Raw genomic sequence first — 15,663 nt, forward strand, 5'->3', positions numbered from 1 at the left:
TTTTATCAAATTACATGGTGCTTATTTTGCCCCAAAGGTTTCCCAAGCAGGAACGCTTGATCCTTTTGACGTTTCCTCGATGACTTTTTTCGTATCCTCTGTTTGGTAAGCAGCGACCACTTTTTGGTAAACTTCATTGTCTTCCTCTTCTTTACGGGCGGCAATGATGTTGACGTAAGGACGGGCCGTTTCATCAACAGGCTCTAAAAAGATCGCATCTTCGGTTGGTACAAATCCTGCATCCACCGCCATGCCGCTATTGATGACCGAAACATCGACATCCGAAAGTGCCCGGGCGGTTTGCGCTGCATCAAGTTCTGAAATTTCTAAGTTCAAACGATTTTCTGTAATATCCGCGACCGTTGGTGTTTGTCCGGCTGCTTCATCCACTTTGATCAATCCAGCTGATTGTAATAAAAGCAATGCCCGACCACCATTGGTCACATCATTAGGGATCGCAACTTTAGCTCCTTCCGCCAAATCGTTGACATCCGTCACTTTGTCGGAATAAATGCCTAATGGCGCATTGACTGTATTGCCGATCGATACGAGATCAGTACCAAATTCTTCATTATAGTTGTCCAAGAAAAATTGGTGTTGGAATGAATTAAGGTCGATGGACCCATCAGCTAAAGCTGCATTGGGTTGATTGTAATCAGAGAATTGGACATATTCTAAATTGATGCCTTCGTCTTTCAAACGATCCTTGACATCATCCCAGACGTCGGTGTCCGCCCCGATCATCCCTAGTTTCACCGTCACTTCTTCTTGGTCATTGGCTGCGGCACTGCCATTGTTTCCGCATCCTGTAATAAAGAATAATGCTGCCCCTAAAACGATTGATTGTACGATTTTTTTCATTTTTGCTTCCTCCATAGACTTGCTTGTTTTTTTATTTGTACGTAAGTAGTGGTCAGTGTGATACTCGTTTAATGAGTAGGTTGCTGACAAATTGACTGATAAAAACGAATACCAAGATGATCAAGGTCGCCATGATCGTGACATCGGTCTGGAATCGGTTGTACCCGCGGGTGATGGCTAAGTTGCCTAAACCACCAGCGCCAACAGCTCCTGCCATGGCGGTCAATCCGATCACATTGATCACAGTCAATGCAGAGACCCGAATGATTCCCGCCACGCCTTCTGGTAAATAGACCCGAAAAATGATACCGAAAGGACTGGTGCCCATCGCTTCAGCTGCTTCTACGACACCGGGGTCAACTTCTAGCAAGGCGATCTCGATCTGCCGAGCAAAGAAGGGGATGATCCCAGCAATCAGAGGAACCAATGCTGCTGTTTCGCCGATGGTCGTTCCAACAAGGAATCGGGTAAAGGTTCCTAGTAACGTCAATAAGATAATAAAGGGGATCGAGCGGACCACATTGATGACTTTATCGAGAAATTCAAAGAGCGGTCGATTTTCTAAAATCCCATTCGGTCGAGTTACTACCAAGACGATCCCTAACAAGATACCTAAGATGCCCGCAATCAAAGAGGTCCAAAAAACCATATACAAGGTTTGGATCGTTGCTGTCACAAATTCATCTTGGATCGCAACAACATTGGGAAAATATCTTTCTAATAAGGCAGCCATCTAAAATCCTCCTTTAATCACATTGTTTAATGGTTCTGCATGATTTTCTTTTAAAATATTGGTGTAAACTCCTTGAGCCTTCAAGTATTCTAAGGCATGTTTACGCTGATGGTATTCGCCAGATAAGCTAACGACTAAGCTGCCGATCGGCACTTCTTGCAAGATCTCCACGTTGCCGTAAAGAATATTGGTGGTCACTTTGTAGCGGCTGTACAATTGGGCGATCAGTGGTTCATTGGTTTGATCGCCAACGTAGGACAGCTCCACCAGCCATTCATTTGGTGCCAAGGAAGAAAACTTCGAACTGCCAAGGATCGTTTCTAAGGCCTGGTCGATGTGCGTCGCCGTTCGGATGAAATCTTTGGTCAATGGTTTTTCTGGTTGACTGAAAATCTGAACGCTTGAACCTTGCTCGATGACTTCGCCGTCTTCCATCACTGCCACTTTGTTGCAGATTTCTTTGACGACTTGCATCTCATGAGTAATGATCACGATAGTCAAGCCGAGGGTTCGATTTAATTTTTTCAACAAAGCCAATATCTGTAAGGTCGTTTTCGGATCAAGGGCGCTGGTTGCTTCATCACAAAGCAAGATCTCTGGATCATTCGCTAACGCTCTGGCAATCGCGACCCGCTGTTTTTGTCCTCCAGATAGTTGGCTAGGAAACGCTTGGGCTTTTTCTTCCAATCCCACCAATGCTAACAGTTCGGTTACTTTTTGATGACGTTCCTGTTTGGACCGTCCCCCATATTTTAAGGAGAAATCCACGTTATCAAAAACATTGCGGCTGTCCATCAAGTTGAAGTGCTGAAAGATCATTCCGATCGTTTTCCGTTTTTCTCGCAGGGCTTTCGCAGAAAGCGTGGTCAGCTCGGTACCATTGACGACGACGCTGCCGCTACTTGGGCGCTGCAATAAGTTGATCACACGGACGAGTGTACTTTTCCCGGCGCCTGAGTAGCCCACGATGCCGTAAACGTCCCCTTTGTCGATCTCGATCGATACGTTTTTGACCGCTTGGATCGCGGGTTTCTTTGGTTGATTGAATGTTACTGATATGTCTTTTAATGAAATCATCGTCTTCCCCCTAGTTCTTGTCTTTTTCAATAAAAAAAAGGCATCCTCAAACAAGTCACCTGTGACTTGTTTGAGGACGCCTTTTTGCGTGTTACCACCTCAGTTTAAGCTGCACTCACATACAGCTCCTTTTCGAGTACGATCATACTCTAGCCAGATAACGGTCGCTACCGTCGTCGCCTTGCAAACTACTGCTCGGAACGAATCACTCCTTGGCCATTTTCTAAAAGTCGTTTGATGCTTCTTTTCAGCTACCGAAGCTCTCTGTTGAAAAAACGTGCTTTTGTACTTACCAATTCTTCGTGTGTGGTGCTATTTGATTTTGGGTATAAAAAAAGTCCTTTTACCAGCGTTTGCTAGTAAAAGGACGAATACTCGTGTTACCACCTTTTGTTTAGAAGGTTTCCCTTCCCTCAACCCAACGTCTAGTCGTGCTAGAGATTGGTGCACTTTGTAACGATAGTGCGCATCCGTGATTGCCTACTTATCGACAATCAATCCTCCAAGGCCATTTTTCATCGCTTCTGACTTGACTCTTTCCACCAACCAGAGTCTCTCTTTGAAGTATCCGCGGTTACTTTCCTTCTCAACAGATTCATTATTCTTGTTGAAGAGTACTTTACTGGAAAATGAACACCTTGTCAACAAAAAATCACAATTTTTTCATCTGAGGATTTGCCAAGACTTCCGCAAAGCGTCCTTGCCAGAATGGTTTACGCCTCAATTTTGATAGAGCATGCCTTTTTCTGCTAACTGTTGTTTGGCTTTTTCCAGAGCCGCAGGATCGGTGTAGCGCAACGTATGCAAGTGTACCCCATTGGTTAAATCTGAGAGCAAGCGGGCTTCTGCATGTTTGGTTTTGTTGATGAAATCAGTCACGTCTTGGTCTGTTTGAATCTGCAAATTGCCAGTGATCTCTCCATAGATCTCATGCTCAACGATGACATCGACCACTTCCACACCACAAGCGACAAAGATGCGCAATTCTTCTTCCGTTTGTTCAGGTCGATGCTGCACCGCGAGCTTACTTACATGCCCTGCCTCATCCAACAGCGCTTGCAGACGATAGCCGCGAGCCGTAGCCACAATCGCTTCACCAGCTGCTCGCAATAAGGCAATGTCCCCAACGATGATTTGACGGCTGACTCCGAGGGATTCTGCCAGTTTGCTGGCACTGATCGCTTTGTCCGCTTGCTTCAATGCCGCTAAAATGTTTTCTCGACGTGTTCCTCCATCCATACTCATTCCTCCAATTGATTCACTTGATAGGTTTTTGAGTGGTTCATAATTGATTGAAACATAGCCAAAATCGTTTCTTCATAGGCTTGATTAGAAATCGCCTGCCGAATGTTTTCCAGCACTTTCTCTTCACGATTTTCATCTAATACTGGCAATTGACTGCTTTTCTTCAATTGTACGATTTCGTTGACCGTGCTCATACGTTTTTCCAAAAGATGCGTGATTTGCCAATCAATGTCATCGATCGCTGCCCGCTGAACAGCCAAGGGATCTTGCTGGTTGTTTTCTTCTTCTAAATCGATCGTCTTGATGACCCGTGCTGGATTTCCCGCCAACACAACATTGTCTGGGAATGATTTGGTAACGACACTGCCAGCGCCTACCACGACATTGTTGCCTAAGCGGACCCCTGGCAAAATCGTGGCCGCACCACCGATCCATGCGTTGTCGCCAATCACGATCGGTGCCCCTAATTCTAAGCCGCTATTTCGTTTGACCGGATGTAATGGATGAGTCGCCGTAAACAACCGAACATTGGGTGCCAGCATACAATTGTCGCCAAAGGTAATCGGGCAAACATCTAATAGCACACAGTCGTAGTTAGCATAGAAGTTTTTGCCGACAGAAATATTGTAGCCATAATCAAAGCGGACATTCGGTTCGATATAGATTCGACCAGTCACAGAGCCGAAAGTTTCTTTTAGTAACTGCTCTTTGATTTTTGTATCAGTTTCTTGGTTGATCAGGTTCATTTGTTCACGGGCATATTTTCGATCTGCCACCAATTCTGGATCTGGGGAAAAGTACAATTCGCCAGCAATCATTTTCTCTTTTTCGGTACGTTGTGTCATATCATAAACTCCTTCATTCAATTTTCTGGAAAAACGTTTCGGCTGCTGCGGTCAACATGCCATATTCATTCGGGATCGCCAATGGTTCCTTATTGATGACCAACACCTGCTGGCTGTAATCGACTAACCCTGCAAAAGGATAGACTTGCAGCGAAGTCCCCACGACCACCGTCAGGTCGGCTTGAGCAACGGCTTGAATGGCTCCTTCAATGGTTTCATCAGTAAATCCTTCCCCGTAAAGCACGATCGCTGGCCGAATCTGACCGCTGCACCCTGCATGGTGCCAATCTTGCAAATACGCTTGCCAAGGTACCTGATTGCCGCATTTTCGGCAATAACAGTTGTACAAAGAGCCGTGAAAATCGATTCTTTGGTGACTGCCTGCTTTTTCATGCAAGCCATCGATGTTTTGCGAAACGACCCAGACGGTTTTCTTCGCTTGCAGCTCAGCCATTTTTTGATGAATGATATTAGGCTGTGCTTGAGGATGGTAGAGGTGCTTGACGAACTGATAAAATGTTTCCGGTTCGTTTTCTAAACAGTCATGGCTTAACAAATACTCTGGCTGTGCCACTCCTTGATAGACCCCTTTTAAGGAACGGTAATCAGGAATGCCCGATGGGGTCGAAACACCAGCCCCCGTCAAAAAGGTCACGGATGATGCGGCGGTGACCGCTGCGATTGCTTGCTCAATAGATACCTTCATCGTTCTAACTTCCTTTATGGCTTTTCTCTTATTCTAACCGAAAAAGAACCGTTTTTGCGAAAAATCAGCCATTTTCTTTTTTAAAAGCAACTAATGCTTTTTCGTGCGGAATTGCTTATAATAGATGCAACAAATGCAAGGAGAATGGGAAAACCAAATGAAAATTTTGATTATCGAAGACAACAATGAGATCAGCGAAATGTTGGCTACTATTTTAGCAGCTGACTATACTGTCCAGCAAGCCTATTCAGGCACGGAAGGTCTGCTACTTTTTCAGCAAGATGCTTTCGACTTGATTTTGCTAGATCGAATGCTCCCTGGTAAAGATGGGACACAAGTCTTGCAAGAGATTCGCCAAACCTCCACGGTCCCCGTCATTATCTTGACTGCCTTAGATGAACCAGCCGATGTTTCCACCCTTTTGCTGGCGGGTGCCAATGATTACTTAACGAAACCCTTCAATGTCGAAGAATTAAAAGCCTGTATCATTGTTCAGTTGCGCACAAATAAACAAGCCCCTCCTGTTGCCAGCAGCCTCTCGTATAAAAACATTCAACTGTTGCCTGACTCGTTTCAGCTGCAACGAGGAGAAGCAACGGTTCAGTTGAAGAAAAAGGAGTTTGAGATTTTTTCCCTGCTCTTAGCCAACCCCAAAAAAGTTTATACGAAAGAAATGCTCTATGAAGCTGTTTGGCAAGAACCCTATTACGGTGAAGAAAACACGATCAATGTCCATATCAGCCATTTACGCAGCAAAATCAAAACACTCGATCCAGAGGAAGCGTATATCGATACTGTCTGGGGCATCGGCATCAAGTTAGCTTAAAAAGGAGGAACCCCATGCATATACTTCAGTTTTTCGCTGCCTTGATCGTTGCTTTATTGATCGGTTACTGGCTATTTTTACTGTATGATCTGAAAAAGTACCACCAACAATTAGCAAGAATCAGCGAAATCGAAACAAATCAAGAGATCCATTTGCAGACCCGAGTGCCCGCTTTAAAAGCGATCGCCTTGTTAAACAATCAGATACTTAGAAAAAATAAGCAGCAACACTATCAAATGCTGCAAGAAAACCAGCAATTGGAACAAGCCATTCAAAATATCTCTCACGACTTGCGCACACCTTTAACGGTCGCCAGCGGCTACACACAACTGCTGCAAGCCGATACGACCCTCGACAACCAACAGCTGCAGTTGTTGGAAAAAGTCAGCAGTAACCTAGAAAAAGTCGAAAATCATCTGGAGCAGTTATTGACCTATCAGCGCCTCAAAGACAATCAACTGGCTTTGACCTTAGAAGAATTCGATCTTTCTCGTTTGCTGGAGGAGGAACTGCTCCAGCTCTATCCTTCTTTTGAGGAAAACCATTTATCACTGACGGTTGCGATCCAACCCAATATCATGATCATTTCAGATAAAAAAAGTTGGCAGCGTATTTTTCAAAATGTCCTTGGTAATCTGCTGGAACATGGCAATGAAACGGGAACGATCCGCTTGAAACAACAAGGAGATCGCATCGTTTTCCAACAGGAGAATCAGCTGAGGACACCGATTCAGCACCCAGAAAAATTGACTCACCGCTTTTATACGGAAGACCTTTCACGGCACAAACAGCAAGCTGGACTTGGTCTGTATATCATCGCGGCATTGACTCATGCATTAGAGGGCAAGATTCAATTGGATACAACCGAAGAGACGTTTCGTTTGACTTTGGCTTGGCAGCAGTCTGCTAAGTCCCATTAAACACTGGCTACACGGACAAAAACGCCCAACAGTCTGACCTTTTGCGGTCGGTCCTGTTGGACGTTTTTCTTTTCTTTATAATTCTTGTCTCTTAAACACCAGATGTGCAGCCAAAAGACAAAGCAACAAACTAATCAGACTCCCAACAAAAATTGGTTGAACCATTTCCCACGTTTTGAAAGTGGTCATAGTCACCATCTCTAATCCGCCTTGGAAATCCAAGTATTCTAAGAATTTCCAGGTTGGCAAAGAAAAACGTGCAATCGCAAAGCCCATCGGAATAAAGATCGTCGCCAACACGCTGACTGCTGTATTTTTGGTCAAATACAACACCAACAAAGCAAAGGATGAGGTAGCCAGTAAGATCAATACAAAGCCAGCGAAATAATACACTAAGTTTTCTAGCTGAGAGATGTCTTCAAAGCCGGTACCGCCAATGATCGTTCCCGCAACAAAGCTCACTAAGCAAATAGCCAAAATTTGCAAGACAAGTACCAACGCATACACCAAGAATTTTCCAAAGAGATAGGCGGGTTTAGAAACACCGACGGTAATGATATTCTTCATCGTCCCTTTCGTGTACTCACTCCCTAAAACTTGCATCACTAACGGCAGTGAATAATACAATAACATGGAAGACAGGCTGGTCTGGATCGCAAGAAAACCCGTCATTTCGGCAAGGCTGCCTGTGGTTTGCGTACTATCTCCCAGGGTGACTCCCACGTCGCCATTTGAAACAACCGCTAAAATCACCAACAATAAAATAATTCCTTCTGTGATCCAAAAACTTTTACTTTTAGATAAACGATACAAATCTGCCCGAATAAAATTCAACATCTTAATTTCCCCCTTCACTTGTCACTAACTCTTTGAAATACGACTCTAGGTTTTCCCCTTCAAAAGAAATCTGGTCGATAGCGATCCCTTCATAAACCAATTGACGGATTAGATCACGAATCAATACATTTTCTTGGTAGATGTGGATCTTGTGGTCACTGACAACTTTATATTCAGAAATCAGTTGACTGTCCAGTAAGCGGCTAGCTGTGGCTACATCATCGACTTCTAATTGAATAAACCGTTTCGCCATCAGATCGAATTCGTGTTTGGTCATCTCTTTGATCAGACGCCCCTCACTAATGACTCCAAAGCGTGTAGCCACTAAGTACAACTCTTCTAAAATATGGCTGGAGATCAAAATCGTCATGCCGCGTTCTTGATTCAATCGTAAAAGCAACTCTCGAAATTCAACGATCGCGACAGGATCCAAGCCATTGATCGGTTCATCTAAAATTAGAAAATCTGGCTGATTCAACAAAGCAATCGCTAAGCCCAGTTTTTGTTCCATCCCTAAAGAAAAATCACGGTATTTCTTGTTGCCGACATTGGTCAAACCAACAAATGCCAGTGCCTTACTAACGGCATCAGGTTCCACCACCCCGCTGATTTTGCAATAATAGTTCAAATTTTGTTCAGCCGTCAATTGGTCGTAAGCGACTGGGGTCTCAATCACATTACCGACCCGTTTCAGCATCTGGATGTAGGCTTTGCCGCCTTCAACACCAAACAACTGCAGACTGCCACTGGTGGGTTGGATCAACTGCACGATCGCTTTTAGTAAGGTCGTCTTCCCAGCACCATTTCTCCCTACCAATCCATAAATATCTCCTTTGGCGATCGTTAGATCGACATCATGCAGCGCCAGCTGTTTGCCGTAACGCTTGTTTAATCCTTTGATTTTAAGAACATTTTCCATTTCTACTTCCTCCTTGCTTGCTTCTGTGATCATTCTAGCAAGCAGATCTAAATCAGCTATTAACTAATTATTAATTGATTCTTAACTCGTATTTTTTTGCAAAAAACAACTTATTTCTATTATACACAGCTGAAAATAACCCCAGTGAGAAAAATCGTCCCTTTTTCAGCAAACCCACCAATAGCAAATGTAGCAGACGATCTTTTCATTACTGCTTTTGCGCTTTGTTTTTTGCCTCACAAAGAAAGAGATTCCTTCATGACAAGGAACAAAAAACGTGGTAAACTAGTCACGAATCAAAGTGAGGTGAAATACATTGGTAGCAGCTATTATTTATTGGGCAATGATCATTATCAGTTTCGGTTGGTTGGCAGTCAGCTTATATTTCTCTATCTTCTATTTAGCACGTAAAGAAAATGGCAATTTATGGGCATTTGGCTTTTTAAATGTCATCACAGCAATCATTCAAGCCATCGTCCTTGTGGTTTACCGTACCTTAGGACAAGATTGGGGCGTTACACAATACTCAAGCCTCATCTATCTAGCACTTGGCTTATTGCTTGGCTTGACAGTCATCCAAGCTGTTTTAGGCCGTGAACCAAAAGCGAAAGTCGCTTAAGGGTTCCAATAGACACTCGTAAAAACGATCCGCTTTCTCTTTGATAAAAATAGGGAAATGGTCGTTTTTTTGTTAAAAAGAATTGACATTTGGGTGCTTTTCTTCTAAACTCTGAGAAGAATCAAATTAAATACGAGTACCCTTTAACATTTAGGTAGAGGTCGCGAGGTTCATTAATCCTGCTGAGTGAAGCAACACGTTTACAGCAGAGCTAGGGAACATCGCCGAAACAAGATCGGTTTTGCTTGCATCGATTTTGTTGGGCCGCAAATGAACAATTTGCGGACTGTCTTAGCTTGTCTAAGTTGCGCTATGTTTTGTGAAAGGTTTGTCGACGATGACCTGTCAACAGCCGTTTTCCAATCATGGAGTACGGCTGTTTTTTTGCTTTTTCATCCTTACCTGCTTGTCCAACTCGTGAAAGGAAAGAGATAAAATGAAAAAAAATAATTGGATCTGGGCGGTCTTCGCCCTCTGTCTAACCCTCATTCAGCTGCCCCTAACCGTGCAAGCGGATGACCAAACGCCTGCGGAACAATTCCGTGTCGGTATGGAGGCAGGCTATGCCCCCTTCAACTGGACGCAAACGACGGACGCCAATGGTGCCGTGCCGATTTCTGGGGAAGAAGGCTCGGCGTTTGCCGGCGGTTACGATGTCCAGATCGCCAAACGAATCGCTGAAGGTTTAGGCAAGGAATTAGTGATCGTTAAAACCCAATGGGACGGTCTGCCGCCAGCTTTACAGGCGGGGACTATCGATGCCGTCATCGCTGGTATGTCACCAACGGCCGAACGCCGCGAGCAAATTGATTTTACCGATCCTTACTATGAATCCGACTTGGTGGTCGTAGTACGTAAAGATGGAGCATTCGCCGATGCCAGAAGCCTCGCCGATCTTTCGGGGGCAAAAATCACTGCTCAGCTGAATACCTTCCATTATACGGTCATTGATCAAATCCCTGAGGTCCAAAAAGAACAAGCCATGCGGGACTTCTCCTCCATGCGCGTTGCTTTAGCTTCGGGCATCATTGACGGCTACGTCAGTGAACGACCAGAAGGCGTCACTGCCGTCGGAGCAAATCCTGATTTGAAGATGGTCGAGTTCGATGAAGGAGCAGGTTTTGAAACCAATCCAGAAGACGTCCAAGTAGCAGTCGGGATGCGCAAAGGCGATCCCGATGTTGAAAAAGTCAATGAGATCCTTGCAGGAATCTCTGAAGAAGAACGGGTTTCCCTGATGGATCAAGCAGTCTTAGATCAGCCTGCAGATGCCAGCGGAGAAACGGCGGATCAAGGTCTGATCGCTGATTTCAAAAAAATCATTGATGATTACGGCATGCTCTTTTTACGAGGCGCTGGCTTGACCTTATTCATCGCGATCCTTTCAACGATCATCGGATTGATCATCGGTCTTTTAGTCGGTATCTTCCGGACACTGCCGCTTTCAGAAAATCCAGTAGGACGTTTCTTCCAACGAATCGTCAATGGCCTGCTGACCATCTATATCGAAGTTTTCCGCGGTACCCCAATGATGGTTCAGGCAATGGTTATTTTCTACGGAACGGCTCTAGCTTTTGGTGTCTCCATGAATCGCACGCTGGCAGCTGTGCTGATCGTTTCTATCAATACGGGTGCCTACATGTCTGAAATCGTTCGTGGGGGGATTTTTGCTGTAGATGACGGCCAATTTGAAGCAGCTCAAGCCATCGGAATGACCCATTGGCAAACCATGATCAAAGTTGTGTTGCCGCAAGTAATGCGCAATATTTTACCAGCTACCGGAAATGAGATCATTATCAATATCAAAGATACTGCCGTCTTAAGTGTCATCAGTGTTGCGGACCTCTTCTTCCAAGGTACATCAGCCGCTGGAACGAACTTCCAATACTTCCAAACATTTGCGATCATCGGTGTGATCTACTTAGTCTTGACCATCAGCGCCACCCAGATCTTGCGCTTTGTTGAACGCAAAATGGACGGTCCCAGTGCGTATGTCAAATTAGAAGACATCAACCCGAACGAATAAGGAGGAAGAACATGTCAGCAATCATTGAAATTGACCATTTAAAAAAGAGTTTTGGCGACAACGAAGTCTTAAAAGATATCAGTTTGTCTGTTAATAAAGGAGAAGTTGTCACGATCATAGGTTCTTCTGGTTCAGGAAAATCCACACTTCTTCGCTGCATCAACTTGTTAGAAAAACCAACCAGTGGGCAAATCATCTACTTAGGTGAAAATGTGCTGGAAAAAGGCTATGACTTGCCGAAATACCGTACACATCTAGGAATGGTTTTCCAATCCTTTAACCTATTCAACAATATGAATGTATTAGAAAACTGCGTGACGGGACAAGTCACTGTTTTGAAACGTGATCGCAAAGAAGCAGAAGCGACTGCCAAAGAAAATCTGGAGCAAGTCGGTATGGCTCAATATGCCAACGCCAAGCCTTCCCAGCTTTCAGGCGGACAAAAACAACGGGTAGCCATTGCCCGCGCCTTATCGATGAATCCAGATGTCATGTTGTTTGATGAACCGACTTCTGCGCTGGATCCAGAAATGGTCGGTGAAGTGTTGAAGACCATGAATACGTTAGCTCATACTGGTTTGACGATGGTGATCGTTACCCACGAAATGGGCTTTGCCAAAGAAGTATCTGATCGTGTCATCTTTATGGATCAAGGTGTCATTGCCGAACAAGGGACACCTGAAGATATCTTTATTCATCCAAAAGAACAGCGCACCAAAGAATTCCTTTCCCGTGTGTTGAATTAATTTTCTGTCTTGAAACACTTAGCGGTCTTCTTCCGAGCTTTTTCGTCCTTTTTCAGTACGCTTGGAAGAATTTAATGCTAAGTGTTTTTTATTCTCTAAACGACAATTGTCAGAATTTATCAAAAAATCACAAAAAACCATTGCTATTTGTTAGAAACTTTGTTATTTTTTTTAAAACTAAGGAATTATAGGAGCTTTCATTTATGGAAAAAAAGTTACAGTTTAAGGATTATATGTATGTTGGATCAATGCTTTTTGGTCTTTTCTTTGGTGCGGGAAATCTGATTTTCCCAGTCCACATGGGACAAGAAGCCGGTGCGAATGTCGGCTTGGCCAATCTTGGCTTTTTAGTAACAGGGATCGGCTTACCGTTTTTAGGGGTGATCGCCATTGGGGTTTCCCAGAGCAGCGGTGTTTTTGAATTAGCTTCTCGAATCAATCGACGCTACGCACTTATTTTTACGATTTTGCTTTATTTAGTGATCGGGCCGTTCTTTGCTTTGCCCCGTTTGGCTACCACTTCTTATGAGATCGGGATCGCTCCCCATGTTTCATCTGACATGCAAACTTGGTTATTGGCGTTGTTTTCTGCCCTCTTCTTTGGCGCTTCCTGGTGGTTTTCTCGTAAACCAAGCAAAATCTTAGATTATGTAGGGAAATTTTTGAATCCATTATTTCTGGTCTTACTAGGCGTTTTGCTGTTTTTTGCTTTTTGGCAACCTCTAGGAACCATCAGCGATGCGCCGATCTATCCTAGCTATCAAAGCGATGCTTTCTTTACTGGTTTCACCAACGGTTACAATACCCTTGATGCGCTGGCATCTTTAGCCTTCGGGATCATCATCGTCTCGACGATTCGCAATATGGGGGTTGAAAAACCTACGACGGTCGCAAAAGACACGATCCTTTCTGGTTCTGTCAGTATCGTGTTGATGGGGATCATCTATACCTTACTTTCTTATATGGGAACCAAAAGTCTAGGGCAATTTCCTATCAGCGAAAACGGGGGGATCGCTTTAGCACAAATCGCCAACCATTACCTTGGCACTGTCGGCAGTCTGCTGTTGGCTTTGATCGTTATCTCCGCTTGTTTAAAAACTGCCATTGGTTTGATCACGGCTTTTTCCGAAACCTTTGCTGGATTGTTTCCCAAGCAAAGCTACGGGTTCTTTATCGCTTTGACAAGTATCTTGCCAGCGATCTTCGCCAATGTCGGCTTGACCAATATCATCGAGTTTTCTATTCCAGTCTTGATGTTTATCTATCCACTGGCGATCACGTTGATTTTGTTGGCGATCATCAGTCCCTTGTTTCATCATCGTGCCAGTGTCTACCGAATGACGACATACTTCACATTGATCGCTGCAATCATCGACGGCTTAAATGCAAGTCCCGCACTGATTACCAACAACGCTTTCGTGCAAGGAATCTTGTCTTTTGCGTCAGATTATCTGCCCTTCTTCCAAATCGGGATGGGGTGGGTCGTACCGGCTGCGATCGGATTTTTGATCGGTTTGCTATGGTCGTGGTTCAAAAAAGACCCTGTTTCAGCCTAAATTAGTTAAAAAGATGAAAATAACCTACCTTTTTTTAAAGGGTAGGCTATTTTTTTGATTAAAAAGACTGACAGTTTCGTAAAAAAAAGATACAATAGAGCCACAAAGGAGGATACCTATGTTTTATGAAGAACTTATGATGGACCCGCAAACATTAATTAAATTTAAAATATTCCGGCGTATGCTGACTCTGCAAAACCCTAGCCACCCAATCGCACAATTGGCAAAGGAAATGGAGTTAAGCTACCAACAAGCTTTTATAGAGTTGACTGAGATCGACCAAGATCTAACTGAGTTAACTCCGGATCATATGTCGATACTCGGTCGTGGCGGTAAATTACAGCCTCAGAATATCGCGGTAACGATCGATGAATACCGCTTCTATTTATTGAATAAAAGCGTTCCGTTCTTATATGTTCTTTACATGCTGAATGAAGACCATCCTACGATCACGGATTTTTGTGCAAAATACGATGTCAGTCGTTCAACGGTGTCTCGCAAATTTGAACATCTAAAAAAACATTTGAAGCAATTTCAGCTTCGCTTTACGTACACTGAATCAAACTTGGTGGGCGATGAGCGTCTTGTGCGGCTCTCCCTATTCAATATCATTTGGTTAGGTACTCGTGGAATAGAATGGCCATTTGCGATCGCTGAGAGTGAGACAGAAAAAATGGTGGATCGATTCACGGAGTACTTCCCAATGACTCATTCTTATCTTGGCCGATTAGAGTTGAAGTATTTCGCCGCCTTGATTCTTTTACGAATCAAAAAAGGAAATTTTGCCAAATACGACAAGCGGTACAATTTCCTAATGAAAAATAATCCATATTTCGATTTTGAGCGTTTGACACAAGTCGTTGATCCTGAAGTTTCAATGACAGACAAACAATTAAAAGGCGAATCAGGGTTTATTTACTTGATGGCGCAAATCTTCCCATTCTATTTGAGTCCTGAAGAAGAAGCGTTGCAACAAACCTTGCAATTCTTTTCAAGCAAACAAAACCCAGTTTATCCATTAGTCGCAGACTTGTTAGCAGAGATGAAAGCAACCTTCTTTGCTTCACAACCTGGCCTGTTAGATGAGCCATTGGTCGTGGGTAATTTAATCAATGTGACTTTCGGCAACTACGTTTTCCGTCAGCCGTTTCCAAATATCTATCGCTTGCTGACGCCATCGATCAATCGCGGGTCTGCTGAAGAGCAGCTGCAGCAAAAAATCGATGAATTCTTAACGAGTTATCGTGAAGAATCCGCGGTGGACTATATCAACGATGAAAACCAAGAGCAGATGGCAACGATGTATACCCACGCCCTGCTACCGTTTTATGATCAAATCCGTTATTCGAATCGTTTACGGGTAGGGGTTGCGTTAGAAGACAATTTCTTAGTCGTTCAAGGATTGAATCAATTCTTACATGACTTGACCTTCGTAGCAGCAGAACCTTATGATCTAAACCAGCAAGAAAACTATGATGTCATCGTTAGTTCCAATCAGTTGATGAAAAAACTCAAACCAGAAAAAATGAGTTATATTTGGGATTATGCGGCAGATGATCGGCAATACATTGATTTGTATCGTACCTTGAAAAACCGTTTTGATGAAAAGAACCTTTCTCTGTAATCAAACCGTTACGGTTTCTTAAGAACTTCCGAAAAGATTTGTCACAAAATATTCATATTTATCTCGTATACTCTATGTATACCAACAAACAACCCTAACTAACACTTTTTCATTTTTAACTCC

15 protein-coding genes, 1 riboswitch and 1 other annotated feature are annotated in these 15,663 nt (G+C 43.7%); of the genes, 7 read left to right on the forward strand and 8 right to left on the reverse strand.

All coding sequences use genetic code 11. The features are described 5' to 3' along the window. Positions 1-21 precede the first annotated feature (21 nt). The 6 genes from IGJ15_RS14120 to IGJ15_RS14145 form a co-directional block, all read right to left on the reverse strand. Positions 22-861: a MetQ/NlpA family ABC transporter substrate-binding protein gene (locus IGJ15_RS14120; protein ID WP_010748681.1), complete on the reverse strand. Its 840-nt coding sequence runs from the start codon at positions 859-861 to the stop codon at positions 22-24. A gap of 52 nt (positions 862-913) precedes the next feature. Beyond that, positions 914-1,594: a methionine ABC transporter permease gene (locus tag IGJ15_RS14125; RefSeq protein ID WP_010748680.1), complete on the reverse strand. Its 681-nt coding sequence runs from the start codon at positions 1,592-1,594 to the stop codon at positions 914-916. Continuing rightward, the gene (locus IGJ15_RS14130) at positions 1,595-2,671 is read right to left on the reverse strand and encodes a methionine ABC transporter ATP-binding protein (protein WP_010748679.1); all 1,077 of its coding nucleotides are present in this window, start codon (positions 2,669-2,671) and stop codon (positions 1,595-1,597) included. 360 nt (positions 2,672-3,031) lie between these two features. Next, positions 3,032-3,270, reverse strand: a binding site (T-box leader). 121 nt (positions 3,271-3,391) lie between these two features. Next, entirely contained in the window at positions 3,392-3,916 is a 525-nt protein-coding gene (locus tag IGJ15_RS14135) for a transcription repressor NadR (RefSeq protein WP_005227206.1), read from the reverse strand. Continuing rightward, positions 3,913-4,761, reverse strand: a complete 849-nt coding sequence (locus tag IGJ15_RS14140) for a chorismate mutase (protein WP_010748677.1) — start codon at positions 4,759-4,761, stop codon at positions 3,913-3,915. Before IGJ15_RS14140 ends, IGJ15_RS14135 begins: the two co-directional genes overlap by 4 nt. Before the next feature lie 13 nt (positions 4,762-4,774). Continuing rightward, positions 4,775-5,467: an NAD-dependent protein deacylase gene (locus IGJ15_RS14145; protein WP_010748676.1), complete on the reverse strand. Its 693-nt coding sequence runs from the start codon at positions 5,465-5,467 to the stop codon at positions 4,775-4,777. 157 nt (positions 5,468-5,624) lie between these two features. Here IGJ15_RS14145 and IGJ15_RS14150 point away from each other — a divergent pair, with 157 nt between their 5' ends. Further along, the gene (locus IGJ15_RS14150) at positions 5,625-6,293 is read left to right on the forward strand and encodes a response regulator transcription factor (protein ID WP_010748675.1); all 669 of its coding nucleotides are present in this window, start codon (positions 5,625-5,627) and stop codon (positions 6,291-6,293) included. Between the two features lie 14 nt (positions 6,294-6,307). Then, the gene (locus IGJ15_RS14155) at positions 6,308-7,213 is read left to right on the forward strand and encodes a sensor histidine kinase (protein WP_010748674.1); all 906 of its coding nucleotides are present in this window, start codon (positions 6,308-6,310) and stop codon (positions 7,211-7,213) included. Positions 7,214-7,288: 75 nt separating this feature from the next. Here IGJ15_RS14155 and IGJ15_RS14160 read toward each other — a convergent pair whose 3' ends face one another. After that, on the reverse strand, positions 7,289-8,050 hold the full coding sequence (locus IGJ15_RS14160) for an ABC transporter permease (protein WP_010748673.1): 762 nt from the start codon (positions 8,048-8,050) through the stop codon (positions 7,289-7,291). 1 nt (position 8,051) lies between these two features. Continuing rightward, on the reverse strand, positions 8,052-8,969 hold the full coding sequence (locus IGJ15_RS14165) for an ABC transporter ATP-binding protein (protein WP_231434742.1): 918 nt from the start codon (positions 8,967-8,969) through the stop codon (positions 8,052-8,054). Positions 8,970-9,285: 316 nt separating this feature from the next. On the opposite strand from IGJ15_RS14165, the gene IGJ15_RS14170 reads away from it, so the two are divergent. The 5 genes from IGJ15_RS14170 to IGJ15_RS14190 all read left to right on the forward strand — a co-directional run bounded on the left by IGJ15_RS14170 (position 9,286) and on the right by IGJ15_RS14190 (position 15,540). Continuing rightward, complete coding sequence (locus IGJ15_RS14170; protein ID WP_005227198.1) at positions 9,286-9,588, forward strand: hypothetical protein; 303 nt, start codon at positions 9,286-9,288, stop codon at positions 9,586-9,588. 147 nt (positions 9,589-9,735) lie between these two features. Further along, positions 9,736-9,909: riboswitch (Lysine riboswitch) on the forward strand. A gap of 115 nt (positions 9,910-10,024) precedes the next feature. Beyond that, positions 10,025-11,614 (forward strand): ABC transporter permease subunit, encoded by a 1,590-nt coding sequence (locus IGJ15_RS14175; RefSeq protein ID WP_010748671.1) that lies wholly within the window; start codon positions 10,025-10,027, stop codon positions 11,612-11,614. A gap of 11 nt (positions 11,615-11,625) precedes the next feature. Beyond that, entirely contained in the window at positions 11,626-12,360 is a 735-nt protein-coding gene (locus IGJ15_RS14180) for an amino acid ABC transporter ATP-binding protein (RefSeq protein WP_005227196.1), read from the forward strand. A 203-nt stretch (positions 12,361-12,563) separates the two neighbouring features. Then, entirely contained in the window at positions 12,564-13,916 is a 1,353-nt protein-coding gene (gene brnQ, locus IGJ15_RS14185) for a branched-chain amino acid transport system II carrier protein (RefSeq protein WP_430599171.1), read from the forward strand. 118 nt (positions 13,917-14,034) lie between these two features. Next, a complete protein-coding gene (locus IGJ15_RS14190; protein ID WP_005227194.1) occupies positions 14,035-15,540 on the forward strand; it encodes a helix-turn-helix domain-containing protein in 1,506 nt (501 codons plus the stop codon). Positions 15,541-15,663: the final 123 nt, after the last annotated feature.

Origin of the sequence: Enterococcus sp. AZ079 (assembly GCF_050547255.1) — a bacterium.
In the GTDB taxonomy this organism is placed as follows: domain Bacteria; phylum Bacillota; class Bacilli; order Lactobacillales; family Enterococcaceae; genus Enterococcus_D; species Enterococcus_D casseliflavus.